General features: G+C 34.3%; 19 protein-coding genes and 1 pseudogene. 12 read left to right on the top strand and 8 right to left on the bottom strand.

Going from position 1 to position 19976, the window contains the following annotated elements:
- Nucleotides 1–18: 18 nt before the first annotated feature.
- Nucleotides 19–1572: an SDR family NAD(P)-dependent oxidoreductase gene (locus EM308_RS16935; protein WP_035637565.1), complete on the top strand. Its 1554-nt coding sequence runs from the start codon at nt 19–21 to the stop codon at nt 1570–1572.
- 113 nt (nt 1573–1685) lie between these two features.
- On the opposite strand, the gene EM308_RS16930 is transcribed toward EM308_RS16935, so the two are convergent.
- The 5 genes from EM308_RS16930 to EM308_RS16910 all read right to left on the bottom strand — a co-directional run bounded on the left by EM308_RS16930 (nt 1686) and on the right by EM308_RS16910 (nt 5836).
- Nucleotides 1686–2165, bottom strand: coding sequence for an FKBP-type peptidyl-prolyl cis-trans isomerase (locus EM308_RS16930; RefSeq protein ID WP_035637567.1), 480 nt, complete (start codon nt 2163–2165; stop codon nt 1686–1688).
- Nucleotides 2166–2255: 90 nt separating this feature from the next.
- Complete coding sequence (locus EM308_RS16925; protein ID WP_035637569.1) at nt 2256–2825, bottom strand: hypothetical protein; 570 nt, start codon at nt 2823–2825, stop codon at nt 2256–2258.
- A 76-nt stretch (nt 2826–2901) separates the two neighbouring features.
- Nucleotides 2902–3258: a lysozyme inhibitor LprI family protein gene (locus tag EM308_RS16920; RefSeq protein ID WP_081907284.1), complete on the bottom strand. Its 357-nt coding sequence runs from the start codon at nt 3256–3258 to the stop codon at nt 2902–2904.
- A gap of 335 nt (nt 3259–3593) precedes the next feature.
- The gene (locus EM308_RS16915; RefSeq protein ID WP_035637572.1) at nt 3594–5456 is read right to left on the bottom strand and encodes an ABC-F family ATP-binding cassette domain-containing protein; all 1863 of its coding nucleotides are present in this window, start codon (nt 5454–5456) and stop codon (nt 3594–3596) included.
- A gap of 146 nt (nt 5457–5602) precedes the next feature.
- A complete protein-coding gene (locus EM308_RS16910; protein ID WP_231926273.1) occupies nt 5603–5836 on the bottom strand; it encodes a MerR family transcriptional regulator in 234 nt (77 codons plus the stop codon).
- A 184-nt stretch (nt 5837–6020) separates the two neighbouring features.
- On the opposite strand from EM308_RS16910, the gene EM308_RS16905 reads away from it, so the two are divergent.
- The 5 genes from EM308_RS16905 (at nt 6021) to EM308_RS17955 (ending at nt 8857) form a co-directional block, all read left to right on the top strand.
- A complete protein-coding gene (locus EM308_RS16905) occupies nt 6021–6920 on the top strand; it encodes a toprim domain-containing protein (RefSeq protein WP_035637576.1) in 900 nt (299 codons plus the stop codon).
- A gap of 230 nt (nt 6921–7150) precedes the next feature.
- The gene (locus EM308_RS16900; protein ID WP_035637578.1) at nt 7151–7543 is read left to right on the top strand and encodes a plasmid mobilization protein; all 393 of its coding nucleotides are present in this window, start codon (nt 7151–7153) and stop codon (nt 7541–7543) included.
- A gap of 107 nt (nt 7544–7650) precedes the next feature.
- Entirely contained in the window at nt 7651–7845 is a 195-nt protein-coding gene (locus EM308_RS16895) for a hypothetical protein (RefSeq protein WP_035637579.1), read from the top strand.
- Nucleotides 7846–8028: 183 nt separating this feature from the next.
- Complete coding sequence (locus tag EM308_RS16890) at nt 8029–8640, top strand: DUF6088 family protein (RefSeq protein ID WP_035637581.1); 612 nt, start codon at nt 8029–8031, stop codon at nt 8638–8640.
- A 64-nt stretch (nt 8641–8704) separates the two neighbouring features.
- A complete protein-coding gene (locus tag EM308_RS17955) occupies nt 8705–8857 on the top strand; it encodes a nucleotidyl transferase AbiEii/AbiGii toxin family protein (RefSeq protein ID WP_081907286.1) in 153 nt (50 codons plus the stop codon).
- A 34-nt stretch (nt 8858–8891) separates the two neighbouring features.
- Here the strand turns inward: EM308_RS17955 and EM308_RS16885 are convergent, their stop codons facing one another.
- The 3 genes and pseudogenes from EM308_RS16885 to EM308_RS16880 form a co-directional block, all read right to left on the bottom strand.
- Nucleotides 8892–10829: an RNA-binding domain-containing protein gene (locus EM308_RS16885; protein WP_035637583.1), complete on the bottom strand. Its 1938-nt coding sequence runs from the start codon at nt 10827–10829 to the stop codon at nt 8892–8894.
- A 152-nt stretch (nt 10830–10981) separates the two neighbouring features.
- Nucleotides 10982–11153, bottom strand: a pseudogene (locus EM308_RS18295) (invertase); the annotation flags it as partial.
- Nucleotides 11150–11362, bottom strand: a complete 213-nt coding sequence (locus tag EM308_RS16880) for a hypothetical protein (RefSeq protein ID WP_035637585.1) — start codon at nt 11360–11362, stop codon at nt 11150–11152. The gene EM308_RS16880 and the pseudogene EM308_RS18295, both read right to left, overlap by 4 nt.
- A gap of 145 nt (nt 11363–11507) precedes the next feature.
- Between EM308_RS16880 and EM308_RS16875 the strand changes: the two genes are divergently transcribed.
- From EM308_RS16875 to EM308_RS16855, 6 genes are all read left to right on the top strand, one after another.
- Nucleotides 11508–11822 carry a hypothetical protein gene (locus EM308_RS16875; RefSeq protein WP_035637587.1) on the top strand — a complete coding sequence of 105 codons (315 nt, stop codon included), beginning with the start codon at nt 11508–11510 and terminating at the stop codon, nt 11820–11822.
- A gap of 44 nt (nt 11823–11866) precedes the next feature.
- Nucleotides 11867–12181, top strand: coding sequence for a hypothetical protein (locus EM308_RS16870; protein ID WP_035637589.1), 315 nt, complete (start codon nt 11867–11869; stop codon nt 12179–12181).
- A 54-nt stretch (nt 12182–12235) separates the two neighbouring features.
- The gene (locus EM308_RS18350; protein WP_262488062.1) at nt 12236–12640 is read left to right on the top strand and encodes a metallophosphoesterase; all 405 of its coding nucleotides are present in this window, start codon (nt 12236–12238) and stop codon (nt 12638–12640) included.
- 7 nt (nt 12641–12647) lie between these two features.
- Entirely contained in the window at nt 12648–12986 is a 339-nt protein-coding gene (locus EM308_RS18345; protein ID WP_262488063.1) for a metallophosphoesterase, read from the top strand.
- A gap of 1051 nt (nt 12987–14037) precedes the next feature.
- Nucleotides 14038–17145, top strand: a complete 3108-nt coding sequence (locus EM308_RS16860; protein WP_051877796.1) for a virulence factor SrfB — start codon at nt 14038–14040, stop codon at nt 17143–17145.
- 2 nt (nt 17146–17147) lie between these two features.
- Complete coding sequence (locus EM308_RS16855) at nt 17148–19976, top strand: virulence factor SrfC family protein (RefSeq protein WP_035637593.1); 2829 nt, start codon at nt 17148–17150, stop codon at nt 19974–19976.

The following is a 19976-nucleotide window of genomic DNA, read 5'->3' as shown; positions in this document are numbered from 1 at the left end:
AATTTATCCCAAGTTTTTATGATGATGAACGAAATAGTAGAGGACAGGACCGCAATAACATTGGAAGAAATCAATCAGTGTATTGCTATTTTGACACAATTGAATACCGATACCAATCAGATTTTTGAAATACCAAAAGAACAAAGAACAGCTTTAATCAAAGCGGCAGGACAATTTTCGCGTCCCGATCGTGATGAGTTTGCTAAAAGAAAAAAAGACGCCAAAGCATTGGCCAAACGCAAACAGGAAAAGAAAGACAGAACCGCCCGTAAGGAAACCGGAATCCGTTCGGCTCGTGAAGCGGTTGTGTTTGTTGCTCCAAAACTTTTGGGCTCTCACGAATTACAACATAAAGAAGAACTGGAACTCGAAACGCCGAGAAAATGTTATGTGTGCAAAACGGAGTTTACCAAAATGCACCATTTTTATGATTCGATGTGTTCAGATTGCGGTGATTTTAACTATGCCAAACGTTTTCAAACCGCCGATGTAAAAGGGCAAATCGCGGTTGTAACCGGATCTCGTCTGAAAATTGGCTATCATATCACTTTAATGCTTTTGCGTGGAGGTGCAACGGTCGTGGCAACGACACGTTTTCCCGTGGATTCGGCTTTGCGATTTTCTCAGGAAGAGGATTTTATGGAGTGGGGGCATCGCCTGAAAATTCACGGATTGGATTTAAGACATATTCCGAGCGTGGAGATTTTTTGCAATTTTATTGAGCAAAAATACGGACGATTGGATATTTTAATCAATAATGCAGCGCAAACTGTCAGACGACCTGCTGGTTTTTACACGCATTTAATGGAAAATGAAGAGCGTCCAATAAATTCTTTACCAAAACAGGCACAGGAATTATTACTCGATCACACCAATTGCTTGGATGAATTAAAAATATTGACCACAGGAGCGTCGTCCAACCAAAATATGCCGGTGACCTGGCACGGCCCCGAACCTGGAATTGGTTTAAGGGCTTCCGCCAAATTATCACAGATTCCGTATTCGTTTGATAATACCTTGGTCGCTCAGGAAGTTTTTCCCGAAGGAAAACTCGATGCCGATTTGCAACAAGTCGATTTGCGAAAAGTAAACAGCTGGCGATTAAAATTGGGACAAATTGAAACTACCGAAATGATTGAAGTGCAATTGGTAAATTCGGTTGCGCCTTTTGTATTGTGTAATCGCCTTTCGGAAGTGATGAAAAAAGACAACACGGGTAAAAAACATATTATCAATGTTTCGGCTATGGAGGGGAAATTTTATCGTGATTTCAAGGAAGATCGCCATCCGCATACCAATATGGCCAAAGCTGCTCTGAATATGCTTACGCACACCGCGGCTGGTACTTTGGCAAAGGACGGAATTTTTATGAATGCGGTCGATACTGGTTGGGTGACAGATGAAGATCCCGCCGAATTGGCCAAACGAAAACAGGAAGAACAGGATTTTCAGCCTCCTTTGGATATAGTCGATGGAGCTGCTCGGGTTATGGATCCGTTGTTTGACGGAATCAACACCGGAAAACATTGGAGCGGAAAATTCCTGAAAGATTACAGACCGATTGCCTGGTAAAAAAACATTCAAAACCCACAACAGAAATAGATTCGGTTGTGGGTTTTGAATGTTGAATTTTAACTCCGGTGAGCAATTATTGCCATTGCCATTGTTATTTTTATTGATTGTTATTAGTTTACTGAAATCAATTTTACATCAAAAATAAGAACTGAATTCCCAGGGATTGGCCCCATATCGTTGCTTCCGTAACCCAAATGAGAAGGAACCAAAAGAATTCCGCTACCTCCCGTTTTGAAATGAGGAATACCTTCTGTCCATGCTTTTATCACTTGGTTCAGACCAAACGAAATTCCTTCAGGACCGCTTTGGTCAAAAACATTTCCGTTAGTAAAATATCCTTTGTAAGCAACTGTCACATTGGATTCGGCAGTAGGTTGTTTTCCTGTTCCCGGATCGGTAACAACATAATACAAACCTGAATCGCTTTTTTCTGCCTTCAAATTATTTTTGGCTATGTAATCGGTGATTTCTTTGTTGTTTTTGGCAACATAATCAACAGTTGCCTCAGTTGTTGTTTCAGGAGTTGCTTCTTTTTTGTTACAAGAAATAAGAAGCGTTAAGGCCACTAGGGCAGATAATAAATGTTTCATAGAAAAGGGTTGTTTTTTTATAAGCGGCAAATATAGCAAAAACCGATAGTGATTTTTGTTAAAAGAATTAGTCGCTATTTTTAGAGTGTATTAAAAGTAAATTCCAAATTTGACGGAAGCTTCCGGATTTAACAATGGAAGATTGTATTCTTTACCATCCAAAACAAAATCATCATTGCCTGCAACTTTAAGGCTTAAACCTGCCCAAGGCGAAATATAAATGTTTTTGTAAATGGTGAAATTATAGCCCAAACTCCCGTTTAATAAAAAGTTGTCAAATTTTTTGGTTGCTGGACTGCTGTCGCTTTGAATGTCACTTTTCCAGTAAACGGGGCCGCCGCCAATCCACCAGCCTTTCCAATTATCTTTCAGAAAACGATCCAAAATCACAGCATAAGCTTGTATGTGATGATTGGTAAAACCATCTTTGGTCACGAAATCAGGTCTGTTGACATCGGCAAAAAGAGCTCTACCACGCCATTTGTCTTTTCCAACCCAACCTGCTCCAAAATAACCACCCGTGGCATAAGGTAAAACATCGAGTTCCAACCCGAAATTCCATTTATTATTTTTGACGGAATCAGAATTTGTTCCGTTTGAAGTTTGTGCTTGTAATTGTACCGAAAAGACAATAAAAGCAAGTAGTAATGCTTTTTTCATGGATGACGTTTTATAAAGATAAATTTAGTTTAAAAACTACAATATCGAAATAAATAATACTTTAAAAGTGTTGACTTTACAAATTTCTTTCTTTTATACTTGCTTTAATTTCTGCGATTCTTTTCCTTGTTAATTGTTCTAAACAAGTTGAATATATTAAAGGTTTAATACTTCCTCCCTCATATTGTGAAGCTTCAAATTTGCAATGAGAATCACGGAATTTTACCCAATCTTTTTCTGCTTGAATCAACAATGTTTTTTCGCTTTGATTCAGCATAGTCATAAGTTGCTTATATACTTTATTCAGTTCTGTATCTGCTTTTATAAAACTAGCAGCAGCAGTTTCGTTCATTTCCATTTGTGTTTGAGCAAATGAATTATTGCTAAAGCATAAAAGAAAGAGTAGGGCGATGAAATAATGTTTTTTTGTCATTTTGAGAATTTGAATACCTAGTTAATATTTGATAATACCTTTTAATCTGAGTTCGATTATTATTTTTCAAGCAGAACCATTTAACTTTCTTATTAGAATAATTACGGTTTCGCACCTACGGAGCTCGGAATCGTAAACTAATTGTTGATTTCTATAAACATTTCGCCACTCTGTGGCTTTATTTTGATAAAATTATCATTACTAAGCTCCGTTAGGAGCGATATGTTTGTAGAAAATTAGGATTATTACCAACAATGAGCTCCATAGGAGCGGTCTATTTTTTAATAATCGGATTCAGGTTTTTAAGCAATTTGCTGCAATATATGACTTAAAACCTACAGCTCCATTTTTGCTGAAAGCTCAAACCAACGTTCCTCTTTTGTTTCAATTTTCTTGATGAGGTTTTCCAGTTCTTTGGCTTTCTTTTCGATATCGGCATCGGCTATTTTTCCATCAGAGAAAAGTTGTTCAATTTTGGCTTTTTCAATTTCCAGATCTTTAATTTCTCTTTCGATTTTTTGGAATTCCTTTTGCTCATTGAAAGTTAGATTTCCGGTTGGATTGTTTTGTTTCCAATCCTTTTTCTCCGATTTGTTTTCTTCTTTTTGGGCAACATCGGCACTGTCTTCATAGGCTCTAAAGTCTGAATAATTTCCAGGGAAAGTTTCAATTTCGCCTTGACCTCTAAAAACGAATAACTGATCCACTATTTTGTCCATAAAATAACGGTCGTGCGACACAACCACCAAACATCCCGGATAATCCAAAAGGAAACTTTCAAGAACATTCAAAGTCACAATATCCAAATCATTTGTTGGCTCATCGAGAATCAAAAAGTTGGGATTCTGAATCAAAACGGTACACAAATACAAACGTTTCAACTCACCACCGCTCAATTTTTCAACATAATCGTATTGTTTTTTGGCGTCAAAAAGGAAACGCTCCAACAATTGTGAAGCCGAAATAATTTTTCCTTTCGTAAGCGGAATGTATTCTCCGTATTCCTTGATAATGTCAATCACTCGCTGACCCGGTTTTGGGTTAATTCCGGTTTGGGTGTAATAGCCTATTTTGATGGTATCCCCAACAACGACTTTTCCACCGTCCAATGGGGCAGTTCCAGTCAAAAGGTTCAGGAAAGTCGATTTTCCGGTTCCGTTTTTGCCAATGATTCCGATGCGTTCCCCGCGCTGGAAATCATAACTAAAATTGTCGAGAATTACACGGTCTTTGAATCTTTTGGAAAGTTTGTGAAGCTCAATAATCTTGCTTCCCATTCGCTCCATATTAATCTCTAGCTCCACTGCATTTTCTTTTCTGCGACTTTGGGCTTTTTCTTTAATTACATAAAAATCGTCCTGACGGGATTTCGATTTGGTTGTTCTCGCTTTTGGCTGGCGGCGCATCCATTCCAATTCTTTTACAAAAAGATTTTGTGCTTTGTCAATACTAGCATTTTCAGAAGCGATGCGTTCTTCTTTTTTCTCCAGATAATAGGAATAATTTCCTTTGTATTGATAAATTTTTCCGTTGTCCAACTCTATGATTTCGTTACATACGCGTTCCAGAAAGAAACGGTCGTGCGTCACCATAAACAGTGTAATGTTTTCTTTGGCAAAATAACTTTCCAGCCATTCAATCATTTCCAAATCCAAGTGGTTTGTTGGCTCATCGAGAATCAACAAATCGGGGCGATTAATCAAAATAATGGCTAGCGACAAACGTTTTTTCTGTCCACCCGAAAGGCTTTTTACTTTCAGTTTAAAGTCTTCCAACTTCAATTTGAACAAAATCTGTTTGTATTGCGTTTCAAAATCCCAGGCATTATGTCGGTCCATGGCATCAAAAGCCTTTTGATAGGCTTCTTCATCTTCGGGGTTTTCGAGTGCTTTTTCATAGGCCTCAATTACTTTCAAACTCTCGTTGTCTGAGGCAAAAATGCTTTCTTCAATTGTCAATTCATCCTGAAGTTTATGATCTTGTGACAAAAACGCCATTCGGATGCTTTTTCTGAGCACAACTTGTCCGGTGTCCGGTTCGTCAAAACCATTGATGATATTCATTATTGTGGTTTTACCCGAGCCGTTTTTGGCAATAAAAGCAATTTTTTGGTCTTTGTTAATTCCAAAGGAAATGTCTTTGAACAGCGTGCGCTCCCCAAAGGATTTTGATATATTTTCTACTGAAAGGTAATTCATTTTTTAATGTATTGAAAATCAATTAGTTATAAATATTTTAAACAAATAGGTCTCTAATTGAGTCTCTAGTCTAAAAAAGGCTTTTTTTTCTTTATTTAAAGGGCAAAGATACCCTTTTGAACGTAACAAAAAAAGATAGCACTCGGCTATCTTTTACTTTGAATCTTTAATAATTCACTGACCTTATATCGCTTTCGATTACTAAAGGGTCTATAAGCTTTAATTTTACCTTCCGATTCGTATTTACCGATGGTAGTTTGACTTTTAATGCCTAAAATAATCATGGCATCCTTCGTGTTGACAAACTGGTCATTTTGCAAAAGCAGAAATTTTAAATTTTCTTGGACATCCGCACTTCTGTTAACATTTTTTTGTTCCATTTTCATTTTTCCTTTCCATTTAAAAAAGACTTGAGTAAGTCTATTTTGTTCTACATCATTTATTTTCTTAAAGATAAATTACATAAATGAATTTATTCTAGTCAAAATTTGGCCATGATAGTAAATCCATTTTTTCTTGTTTAACTTCGGTTAACTGAATAATGAACTTGAAAATATTACGGATATGGATTTCAGAAAAAAGAAGCTTTCGGCTCAAGAAGCCAAAGAAATTGATTTGACAAGCTACCTTTCGTCATTGGGACATCAACCGGTAGAGATCAGAAATGTGGATTATTGGTATCGTTCCCCTTTGCGGAACGAACAGGAGCCTTCTTTTAAAGTAAACCAAAAATTGAATGTATGGTTTGACCATGGACTAGGAAAAGGAGGGAATCTAATTGATTTTGGAATACTGTATCATAACTGTTCCGTTGGAGAACTTTTGCAAAAGCTAGACACTGATTTTTCTCTTCACCAGCCAACCTCTTTTGCTTCAAATAAAAGTGTCGACAGAGAAAGTAAAATCAAAATACTCAGAGATTTCCCTCTTACTTCCCCATCTCTTTTGCAATACCTTCACGATAGAAAAATCCCCATCGAAATTGCCGAACAATTTTGCCGTGAAGTCCGTTATGAATTGAATAACAAAAACTATTTCGGGATTGGTTTTAAAAACGATTCAGGTGGTTACGAAATTCGCAATCCTTACTTCAAAACCGGATGCTCGCCAAAAGATATTACCACCATAGATAACGGCTCAAATGAGGTTCTCGTTTTTGAAGGCTTCATGGACTTTTTATCTTTTAAGACAACAACCAAAAATCTTCCCGAAAAGGGTCAGGATTTTGTTGTTTTAAATTCCGTTTCTTTCTTTGAAAGAGCACGCCCTTTTATGGAAAACCATAGTCAAATTCGACTTTATCTTGACCGAGATACTACCGGTATAAATTGTACTCAGCGTGCACTTTCAATGAGTTCAAAATATAAAGACGAAAGTATACTTTATAAAAATCACAAAGATTTCAACGACTGGATTATGAATCCTGAAAAAGCTCCTAAAAAACATTTGGGACGTAGAATGTGAAATACACTTATAACTTATTTAAGTTTTTTGAGGACTACTCCCTTTTAGCTAGTTTTTTGAAAAATTGAAAGCACTAAAAACTTTTAAAAAGCTGAAAGATTGCCATGTTCCTGCAATCGGCAAGATGTCCGTTTGTATCACAACCGAATCTTGCTGCCTTATCACTCGGGACTCGTGGGCAGTGACACTGAAAAAGGGAAACAGTTGTAGAATATAATAAATGATTAATTATGGAAGAGCAAAACAATAATAGAATCAAGTGGCTTCACTTACGTCTAAAGCCCGATGAATATCAAAAAATACACAGGAGATTCAGTAAATCCACCTGTCGGAAATTAAGTGAATATGCCCGTAAAAATATTTTAAATGAGCCTCTAACTATGAATTACCGCAACCAATCCGTTGATGAATTTATGTATGAAATGATTCGCTTGCGAAGCGAACTCAATGCCTTGGGAAACAACTTCAACCAAGCAGTCAAAAAGCTGCATACGCTCCAACAAATTCCTGAATTCAAAGCTTGGATTATACGCCACGAACTGGAGAAAAAAATCCTTTTCAACAAGGTGGAAGAAATCAAAAATCACATTGAAAAAATCTCCGAAAAATGGTTGAAATCGTAAAATTTTTTGTTGGGAAAAGAAAGAATTCATACCGTTTTAAGATGAAATTCTGAAGGCTTACTACCTCTGGAGATCATACAACCAAAAACGTTTTTAACGGGAGTAGTTTGGGGAAACAATACAGTGCCAAAGCCATTGAAGAACGCTGTGGATTTAAGATTGCTGATGAAGAAAAAAGGAATCAGATTTATGAAAAACTTCCTTGTATAGAATCATTAATTGATAAACTTGAAGATCAAAAAAATATACTTCCCATTCCTGATTTAGTTAAAGTATTGGATATGCTTATGCATGCTGAATAATCTCCAGATTATATACCGAATCAACTGAAAAGCAAAAGAAGAAAAAATCAGAGAAGAGGATTGTCCTATAATTAAAAACTCTTTCTAATTAGTCTTTACTGATGTAGTTAGATGATGATCAATAAATTGGTATTTTGTCGCAAATATTTACTATTTTTGCGACAAATATTTTTTTAAAACACTATGAAAAGCATTGATAATAAAGTGATTTTTAAAATTAAAAAAGCCAAGAAGGGTACGCTATTTTTTACTGAGGATTTCCTGTCTTTTGGTTCAGCAAAAGCCGTTTCAAAAGCATTAGAAAGATTGGTCTTAAAAGAAATGATTTCCCGAGTGGCTAGAGGCATTTATGCCCGTTTGGAAACTCACCCTGTTTTTGGAATTTTAAAACCCACTACTGAAGAAATTGCACAGGCAATTGCAAAAAGAGACAAAGCCCGAATAATCCCAACAGGAAGTTTGGCTCTAAATGCTTTAGGACTTTCTACTCAGATACCTATGAATGTGGTATATCTTACTGATGGTGCTGCACGGAAAATTGATTTAGGCAAACGAAAAATCATATTCAAAAAGACCAGCCCAAAAAATTTGTCAGCCATTGGAAAAATAAGCAGCTTGGTCATTCAGGCTGCAAGAGAAATTGGTAAAGACCATATTTCAGAAAAAGAAAAACAAATAATAATTGATCACCTAAAAAATGAAGATCCATACCGATTGGGGCATGATATAAAATTGGCTCCCGAATGGATTAGAATCATTATGCGTCAGGCATTAAAAAAAGACACAGATGAATAAATGGCTGGCTTTCTCGGATGATCGTAAAATTATTGCCTACACCCAAATTGCAGAATAGACAGGTATGGCTGCACACGCGGTCGAAAAAGATTGGTGGGTGGTTCAAGTATTGGCTGCAATTTTCGAAATGCAGTCAAGACAGCATTTGGTTTTCAAAGGCGGTACATCCCTCAGTAAAGCTTGGGCATTGATTAACCGCTTTTCTTATACAAAGTAAATCATTATCCAAAGCCCATCTATGAAAGCTCAAGCTATATCCCTACTGATTTATATGCCTGATGGGGATGGTTAATTTTTGGATATAATCGTTCTAATTTTTTATGTTTAACCAAGTCTGGTATAATGCTGTTTTTTAAATATTTAGACGTCTTTCCTATAATAGTTGCAATTTCTTCTAGTGTCTTATATTCTGCATTACAAACTTCAAGAATTATTACTTCTAAGTCTTCTTTTTTCATTCTTGATTTGGTTCCTGTCTCAAGTTCATCATTGTCATTTTTGTCTGAGGTGTCCATGTTAGGGTGAGAGGTGTCCATGTTAGGGTGAGAGGTGTCCATGTTAGATTCTAAATTCTCTGCATCTTGCCTGTTAATCAATTCTGTGGAAGAAGTGTCCACATTATTTTTCGAGGTGTCCATATAAGAATTTGAAAAATTACTATTTAAGTGGTAAGTAGTCCACCTCCCTTTATTGTCAGAAATTAAATATTCTTGTTTACACAGCTCTTGTAATATTCTTGTAATATCAGTCTTGTGCTGGTCAATCATGAATTGCAACCTGCTGTTGGTCACTTCCCCTTCAATATGACATGTTGCTAAAATTGTCAACTCATCTTTGCCTAACGCATCAATTTCTTTTCCAAATCTGCTTCGTAAATCGAATAAAGTTTCTTCAGGAATGATACTAAACATAGGCAATTCTAAAATTAACCGGTCGGGTTGTTGGTTGACCTGCAAATAAGGGCTTCTCCAATGTGAGTATTCCCATCCTGCCATAATTTTATTCACACCACTTCCTGCTTTTTCAGCACTTCCCATCATTAAAAACATTTTTTGCAAACTTGGATTTCTACACTCACTAATACCGCCGTGATAATATTGATGTAATGACACTAACAATGTGCCTGGATTAGAAAATAAAAAATTATCTGTTCTATGCTCAATTATAATATTTCCTGGTGCTGTATAATCTGTATGTATCAAAGTATTCACAAAAGCTTCCCGTAAGGCGATATGAGCCGGTGTTTCATCTTGTCGAACACCGTCTTTAAGCTGAAAAGGTTTAGGTAAACTCGATGACAGTCTTGGCCATATTTTTAAATAAAACTGAAAAAGGTTTGCCTCCCAAGTACCGTCTGGTGATATCCTGTCTGTCCAACGAACATTTGGATCGTTGGAAAGCATTTCCCTAAAATCAGGAAAAAAATTAGGTACACATTCCTGATCAATAATGCTTTCAGATTTTCCGAACATTAACAATCCTGCCACAGTGAAACCTTCTTTTTTTGAAACACGATCTTTTCTGTAGCCTCCTAATTTTTCCAGAAGTTCTTTGTCGTCTAAAGCTAACCAAGGATGTGATGGTTTGGATCCGGCAAAAAGCTGACGGTATTTTTTTAAACTGTTAAGATCTATGTCATCCATAGAGAAACCTTCCAATATTCGGCTGTCGTGCTGAATGGTTGTGTCGGCATCGGCGATCATTCTTCTCACTTCTTCACGAGTACATTTGTAATCGCCTTCGTGGTTTCTTTTGTATGTGTTTTCATAAGGATTACGTGTTAAGTGTACCGGACGTTGTGTGCGTTTGGCACTAGGTATTTTGAAAACCAATACTTTTTTGTCTTTGACTTCGACATTCTTAACATCGTCATCGCTCAATAAATTACAATTTACAGCATCAGGATTGTTGATTTTATCCCAGAATACTTTCTTTAAGCTGTTAATTTTTTCCTCTTCAAGTCCTTCTATTTTTAGCAACCCTTTTTTTTCTGAAACCCCAAAAACAATTAGTCCTCCATTGGAATTGGCAAAAGCAGAATAAGTTTTCCAAAAGTCTGTAGGGAAACCTCCCTGTGCCGATTTGTATTCCAATTCAGAAAACTCATTGTTTGGAAAAGTGTCGTATACTGAATGTAAAAAAGACCACTCTTCGTTTTCAAATAAGTCTAATTGTTTGCTATTTACCATATCATTTTTGGGTTATAAGTATACCTATCATAATTTTATGAATTACAGCAAACGAATCCTGAATTGAAAATAAATTATGCCAATGCAACATAATACATACTTTCAAAAGTTAAAAGTTAGATGGATTTCAAGAATTAAAATAGTTTTACAAATTAAGAACTTATTTTATTATAGACAAAACTAGAAACGGTTAATCTATGAACACCTAAAATTCTACCAATTGCACTATATGAAACTTTTTTATCTATTAATTAATTCCTTAATCCTTTTTTCTTGACTTCTAAGTTTAGTTTTCGATGAATTACTACCTTTAGGCCTTCCTAAATACCGGTGTTTATCAACTTGAAGGATGTTCCATTCGTCATTATTTTTCGGTTCTGCTCCAACAGTTCCTGATTAAAAAGGTCAATAGTATAGAGGTTATACGCTTGAATAATGTACATGGGCAAATTTTTCAAATCGTTATTTTTAATTGGATTTAATTCCATAGTTGCGCCAAATGCTTCATTGATATGCTGGCGAAACTCTCTCATGTTTTATATTTTAATAAAGTTAAAAATCAGTGATAAAGTAATCGACTTTATTGTGCAAATAGGACTATATTATGGACAAACAGTTACTTTTTGGGTTAATAGGAAATTATTTTCGTTAAATTAGTAACCAACAAAAAAATAACCTATGAGTGGAGGTGCCTTTGATTACAAACAATATCATATTCGTGAAATACACGAAACGATACAAGGTGAGCTTGAGAAAATGGGGAAGCCTAAATCCAAAGATGATCTTTATGGTAATGAAGAATATTACGAAAAATACCCTGAAGAATTAAATTGGGCAATTGAATGCGAGGAGGTTGTGAATACTTATAAAACGGCTATTGAGCTACTCAAAAAGGCAGAGGTATATGTGCAAAGAATTGATTGGTATTTGTCAGGAGATGATGGAGTAGAAAGTTTTTTGCGAAGATTAAAAGAGGATTTAGAAAAATTATAAAGACTCTACTTTTCAGTACGGGACAAATACTTAAAAAAGAAAATATGGACAACGAGATTGAGGACGACTTTATTAAAAGTTTTAAACCTTTGCTTGAGCAAATTCAGCAATTGCAGGAACAAGCATACTATGTCTATAAACCACAAATAGAACATCTTATTGAAACAAAGACAAAAGATGAAAATGCCATTGGGCGACTCTTAGATCATTTGCTTGACAATTGTGGGAACGATAAAGTATTGTTGCTCTACAAAAAATTATGTCGTTATTATTGGGACATCGATCCTGTAGCAACTGCTTTCTATATACAGTCTTACAGAGAAATGTGGGATGATGAAACTACTATAGACGAAATTTAATCTGCTATATAGCCTCGAAATATTTTTAATGACAATGTTTTATAATTTCAAACTATGAAAATACAATATTGCTCTGACCTTCACTTAGAATTTTTAGATAACCGAAAATGGATTTTGGACTATCCAATAATGCCTAAAGGAGATATTCTGATTTTGGCGGGCGATATTGTGCTTTTTAAGGAAATACATCAACATCAAAAATTCTTTGATTATGTTTCCGAACATTTTGAACATACTTTTTGGATACCCGGTAACCACGAATATTACAATTCTGATATTTCCAAAAGAAGCGGATCGTTCGAGGAACAAATTAGAGACAATGTTATTTTGCTAAACAATACTGTTAAAACCATAAACGGTGTAAGGTTTTTTTTCAACCTTATGGTCTCATATTTCAACTGCAAAGCAATTTATTATTCAGCAATCACTTTCCGATTTCCATGTGATTCGAAAAAATGAAAAACGATTGACAGTTAGTGACTACAATCAATTTTATAGTGAAGGCAGGATGTTTTTGGAAGAGTCATTGAAAAGTCAACCAATTATTCTCTCAGTTGTAATTACTCATCATCCTCCAACATTTTTCAATTATCCTGAGAAATATGCCAATAGCAGCATAAATGAAGCTTTTGGAACGGAAATGTTTAATTTCATTGAAGAAAACAAAATTGATTACTGGATTTACGGTCACCATCATTGTAATGTTCCCGATTTTAATATTGGTAAAACTAAGTTAGTTACCAATCAATTGGGATATATAAAATACGTTGAGAATGAAAATTTTAAAAATGATGCCTTTTTTTAGATATAAAAACGATGATATTTTGGTAGAATATTTTGCTAAGGGAATGACAGCATATTTATTGAAAAGGGTAAAAGAATAAATTTGAAAATCATTTCAAATTTTTCTTTAATCGTTTAAAGTTTCTCCATCACTTATAACTTCTCAAAGACTATTTTTCTAGAATGTATGAAATCTGGGGTATGTTTAGCAATCATACAATGATGAAAGTCTGAAAAAAAATATTGTAAAAACTTTAATTTTGAATGATTTGAATATATCTTTTTATAGTGGTCCAACTCCTTTAATACGACTTTGTCAAATAGGTCATTGTAGTTTAGATCATTCAAAAGTTTAATGCGATTATCTTCATTTTCTTTATGCCATTTTTTTTTAAATAATGCAATGGCAAAACACACCAATTCCGTCTATTGATAAACTTATTAGATTTTGAAATGTCAGTAAATAATCATTCATTTCATTACCTGTGCTATTACTATCTGAAATTCCTTTTTCATTTTTTTCTTTTTAGATTTTGTAAACGAATTCAAAAAGTACTTTTTTTCAGGAATTGGAGTTGAAACGGATAGAATAGTTGAGAAATTATAGCAAAAAAAATGCATCTTAACTAAAAATATGCAGTTACCAATTAAGATATACACTGTAATTTTTTCTAGGTTTGATAAATATCATGTTTATCTCTTTTAAATGTTTATATTTTAGCCAAATACGAATTGATACCCCCAACAATTTACATTTAATTTTGTCGTTTCGTGTATTTTTCTTACACAAGTGAATGAATTGTGCCAGATTACGCAAAAATACAGAGTTGTTTTTGTTAACGGTATGATTTTTGTAAATTATCAATTTTTATAAATTATTTTGAAGTTTTAATAAATTATTTATAAGAAAATACTATGTTGACCTTTTTCTGGTTATCCTTAAAATTTAAATTAATGAAAAGAATCTCATACATTTCAAATTCAATTATTCAGTATCATAAATTTGATTCAGAAATCAATTTGAGTTTTTCGAAAAACAACCCCAAAATTTACTTTACTTTAAAATAAAAAATATGAATTTGATAGCTAATTCAGGTATTCACTATTTGACATTCCCACTTGAAATTGACGTAAATGATAATTTCAAGATGTACTTTCACGAATGGTTCGATATTGAAGATAATCAATTAAAATTGGAAATAGCTCATTTATTTACTGACCAAGAAGTATGGGTAAAAAAGACTGACTTGTCGGAGCTCGGTTATGCAGTGAATGAAAAAGTAACTGAAAGCTGGGAAAATATAGAGGAAGATTTTGTTACAGAAGGTAAAAAACAAATTCCAATTGACACAGATAACCCGAAAGATTCAGGTTGTTTTCAGATGTCAATAACTCGAATAAACTGGGAGAAATTTGAAAATATTTGGTTGCCTTTACCTTTTTTTTCACTTAATGGCAATAAGTCAGAATTTGGGCCAACAAATTGGTGTCGTGGTAAACTGATTCCAACGGAGACTACCGAAAAATCAAAAAAGTACAATCTTTTACTGGCTTTCGATACGAGAACTGTATTTGAAAAAGAGGATTTTGAAGAGGAAGACCTCAATGAAACTCCTATATTTACTAACGATTACGACCAATCAAAAGAGTATGCTTTATGCAATAATGAGTACAAATTAGTTGGTTATTTTTCAGAAGCATTCAACTGCGATTGGGTAGATAAATATTTGCTCAAACATTTTCACGATCATGAGAATATTAATGATTTAGGTAGGCAAAAGCCAAAATTAAATTACGTAGCGCAGTATATATCTTTAATCAGGTATATTCAGCAGCTTAATGTTTTGCCAAAAGTTACTTTGTATTCTAATAAAAATGTAGCTTATGGAAATGTAGATCTGGTGGTGGATATTGGTAATTCCCGTACTTGTGCAGTATTATTTGATAACTGCGATTTTACAAAAGCAAGCCCATTAGAATTACAGGATTTTACGGAACCTGTTTTAGATGGCATACTCAACAAAAACCGTGAATCTTTTGATATGCGTTTGGCATTTCGAGAAGCTGATTTCGGCGGAAAATTCGGATTAATAAATAGTAGGCAATTTGTTTATCCAAGTATGATACGTTTGGGAAAAGAGGCAAATCAACTGATACACAAGGCAACCAATATGAATACCGGAGCTGAAAAAACAAGTACTTTTTCAAGCCCTAAACGTTTTTTATGGGATAATAAACCTCAGAAACAGGAATGGGAATTTGTGCAGTTGAAAGATGAAGGAGCCAAACCATTTTACATTGAAGGTATCTCGGAACAATTAAATTCAGATGGTTCGCTGAATACCGAAGGGGAAGGCGGTATTTTAAAGCATTATTCACGCAAAGCGTTAATGACTTTTGCTTTTCTCGAAATACTAGCACAGGCAAAAATGCAAATCAACAGTTATGAGCAGCGCAGTCATTGGGGCAATGAATCTATGCCCAGAAGAATAGGTAGGATTATTGTCACCTGTCCAACAGCAATGTCTCGCGTTGAGCAGATTGCCTTGCGTAAATGTGCTGAAGATGCTGCCATTATGCTTGACCGTTTCTTTTGCGATAATTATTATTCTGAAATTGATGAGAAACAAGCTCGAGCTGAAATTCAGGTAGTCCCTTCTGCTTCTAAACTTTCGGTTAAAGAAGAACGAACAGAATGGATTTACGATGAAGCAACCGCCGCACAATTTGTCTTTCTCTATGCTGAGATACGAGAACGTTATCTCAAAAATGCAAGAGATTATTTTGATTTCTACGGAAAAGTGAGGAATGATTTGGGTGATTACAACAAAAATACGCTCACTATTGGTTCCGTGGATATTGGAGCAGGAACCACCGATGTAATGATCGCCACTTATAAATACGATGATAGTGCAGGACAATGTACATTAACCCCAATTCCACTATTTTGGGAAAGTTTTTATAAAGCGGGCGACGATTTGCTTAAAGAGCTAATTCAACAACTTATTATCGAAGGCAAATATTCGCCAATCGAAAAGAAAATGAAAGCATTAGGAGTATTATCCGATAGAATTATTGAGAAAAATAACGATTTTTTCGGAGGCAACACGGGTATGTCGTTTCGAAACAAACAGTTGCGTTCGGATTTTAATTTGCAGGTTTCTGTTCCTGTTGTTTCGTATTTTCTAGAATTGATAAAACAAAATAATTTAGAAAGTCATATCTTGTCTTTCAGTGATATTTTTGCGAATAATGTGCCAACCCAAAATGTGCTTAATCATTTTAATGAACATTTTGGTTTTGAATTTGAATCGTTACAATGGCAGTACGAAAGGAAAATTGTCTCAGCGATTATTGAAAAGACTTTTGATTCACTTATAGGAAAAATTTCTTCGTTGCTATCCTATTATGCTTGCGATATAGTACTGCTTTCGGGACGACCAACTTCGCTTAAACCACTGACTGATTTGTTTTTAAAGTATTATGCAATTTCTCCAAACCGTCTGAAATCAATGAATGATTATCGCATTGGTCGCTGGTATCCCCAAGATAAACGTTACAAATTTATTGATGGGAACGGTAAATTTACAAATCCGAAATCAATTATTACCACGGGAGCGATGATAGGGTATATGGCCGAAAATGGAGGATTGAATGGTTTTTCGTTAAATCTGAAAGTGCTTAAAGAAAAATTACTTCCCAAAACCAATTTCTTTGGTAAACTCAATGAACAATTTGAATTTTATGAAACGATAATTTCTCCCGAGAGCAATCGAAAAACAATAGACGTTTCCTCTTTGCCAATAAGAATTGGTGTTCGTCAATTAGATATTTCCGCATATCCTTCTCGACCATTTTACACCTTTGATTTCAACGAATTCAAACTCGAAGATCGTGTTAAAGGTCGATTAAAAGACGAGGACGATAGGAAGAATATCGTTCAAACTGGAATTGATGCTGAAAAAGCAAAGATTAGAAAAAATATGCCGTTAAAAGTGACTATTGAAAGAGATATGAACGAGAATATAGAGGTATTGCGTATTGAAGAAATTTTGGATCGAGATGGAAATTCAATAAATACAAATTTTTTCTCCTTACAAGTTCAAAGTATGAGTGAAGTTGAAAATTTCTGGCTTGATTCAGGCATTTTTTCGTTGAATATTAATAGTAAGCAGTCTTAATAATGGAACAAAAGATATTATCACAACTCGAACTAATAGAGAAATCTAATGCTTGGATTAAAAGTTCTTTAGATGGAGAAAAACAGAAAAACGCTCACCGCAATATAGTAGAATGCCGTCGTAAGTTGAATAAAAAGAAGTTCGCTTTGGAGGGAAATCCCGCCGCTGCGATGTATGGTGAAAGTCAGGCAGGAAAATCATATCTTGTAAGTGCTTTATTGTCAGAAGCAGGAAAACCGTTTATGGTACTTGATGGATTAGGGAATGAATTTGACTTCAAAAATCAAATCAATCCCCGAGGAAATGAAATGGAATCAACCGCTGTTGTTACAAGATTTTCAACAAAATACAAATGGATTAATCCTGATTATCCTATAATAGCAAAATTATTATCTCCAACGGATATAATTTTGGTAATATGCGAAGCGTATTACAACAATTTAAAAGTAAATAAACCTTTAAGTTTTGAAGAACTTAAAGAAAAAATAAATTCATTTGAAAGTATTTATAAAAATAAACAGGAATGTCAAAACTTAATCATTGAAGACGACATCTTTGATATTGAGGATTATTTCAATGACAATTTCTCAAAATTGGTTTATAATAATATTAAAGATGCTAACTTTTTTGAAAAGATATCTTTATTGGTTACGAAAATATCTCCTGATGAATGGAAAGATGTCTTTTCGTTGTTTTGGAATTTTAATCCTCAATTAACAAAACTATTTGATGATTTAATAAAACAATACAAGCAATTAAATTTCGCCGATACGATTTACCTTCCAATTGATGCTGTTTTAAGAAGTAAAGGAACTATACTTGATGTTAGTCGTCTTGATGAAATCTATGATTCATTTAAAGGACAAGAGACTGAGTATTCAGCAAAATCTACTATTTTTTATAAGGATAGAGAGGGTAATGAGCAAATGACTGAATTTTCAAAACCCTATTTGTGTGCATTAACAGGAGAACTCATCTTTGTGTTACCTGATACGATAAAAAATGACAAACCATTTCTTGTTCAAACGGATTTACTGGATTTTCCCGGACTTCGTCGCTCTGAAAACACAGGTGAAGATAATATCACAGACCTTTCTTTAACTACTTTATTACGAAGAGGAAGAGTTGATTATCTATTTAATAAATATTCAAACAATGAGCGAATTAATACTTTATTGTTCTGTCAAAAACATTCTCAATCAGGGCAGAGTATTATGCCAGAAAAATTGAATCGTTGGATTGGAAATATGATAGGTAAAACTTCTGCTGAACGTGAAAACTTTAAATCGCCAGTATCCCCATTGTTTGTTATTTCTACATGGTTTAATAAAGATTTGGAATTTGATTTTAATAATGATAGACAAGGTGAGATTCAGTCTTTAAATGAAAGATGGAACCAACGGTTTTTAAAAACACTTGAAAAGGAAATTTTTAAAGTAGATACTTATTCTTGGCTAATTGATTGGACTAAATCCAATCCTAATTTCCAAAATATCTTTCTTTTAAGAGATTTTGATAAATCTTCGGAATCTAATAGTCAGATTTATAGAGGTTATAATCAATATAAAGAAGAAATGGAAGAGATAATTCCGGAAAGTTATCCTACATTCAGAGAAGACCTGCAGAACTCCTTTATTGACTTCGATTTCGTTAAGCGCCATTTTGAAAATCCATTAGAATCTTGGAACGGAACTGCAAGCATTAATGAAGACGGAACAAAATTGATTATCGACAAACTCACTATTGCAGCGAACAATATTAATTTGGCAAGAATAGAAAAAATGCGAATGGAACTCAATGAAATTTCGCAAACCATACTTATAGAGTTACTCAAACATTTCCATAGCAATGACAAAGACAAGGAACTGCAAAAGGCAAAATCGACGGCTGGAGATATTCAATTCAAGCTGGATACAGCTTTCAGAGCGGATGGGATTAAACTTTTTGGACAGTTGATGAAGGAATTGATGATTGACCAAAGTGCTGTGCTTGAACTTTATCGTAAAAAAATTGGTGATATTGAACACAAGGACGTAATCAATATGGATATTTACAGTACTTATAAACAGCGAGTACCTGTTCTTGAAAATGATACTGCTGATGCATATTTTGAACGTTTGTGCGTCCATTATGAAAAGAATTCAGAAGAACAAAAACAACAATTTCGCGCCGACATTGAATCAAAAAAAATTGATTTAGAGGAGCTTATAAATGGCAATTCCATTCTCATTAAAAACAATGCACAACAGTTAGCAGAAGGATTGCTCGAACATTGGTTTGTGTATGTGAAACTAAACGATAAACACACAATCCAGCAAATTTTGGCGACAGAAGCATTAGAAGATATAACGGATATGTTCCAGAAACTGTTCAAAAAGCTTGCTATTGAGAAACTAATTGCTGAAAAAATACGTCGCTATATTGATGGTCACCATAAAACCGATTTACCATATGAAATTATTGCTGATATAAGTGCCGAACTTTTGAATAAGTGTATCAATACGGTTGGTTTTGAATATTTTGACGAATCTGAAATCAGCGATTTGCGTCAGGCAAACAATAATAATAATTTAGAATTAGTATTAGACCAGAATACTAATCTAACAGAGAAATCGGTTTCCGAATTGTTTGAAAAAATAGAAAATTGGACAACTATTATTCAGTCCACACCGGAAGAAATGGAATCTTTACCAAGTTATCGTAATTATCTATCATGGTACAACCGTTTAAAAGTAGGTTTCGTATCGGTTTGCAATATTCCAAATTATGATATTGTGGCTAATGAAAATTTGGGTAATATTATTAAGGAATGTGAAAGCCTAAAAAACTAA

Source organism: Flavobacterium gilvum, assembly GCF_001761465.1.
In the GTDB taxonomy this organism is placed as follows: domain Bacteria; phylum Bacteroidota; class Bacteroidia; order Flavobacteriales; family Flavobacteriaceae; genus Flavobacterium; species Flavobacterium gilvum.
Note: the sequence above shows the minus strand (reverse complement) of the source record. Positions and strands in the feature narration are given on the sequence as shown.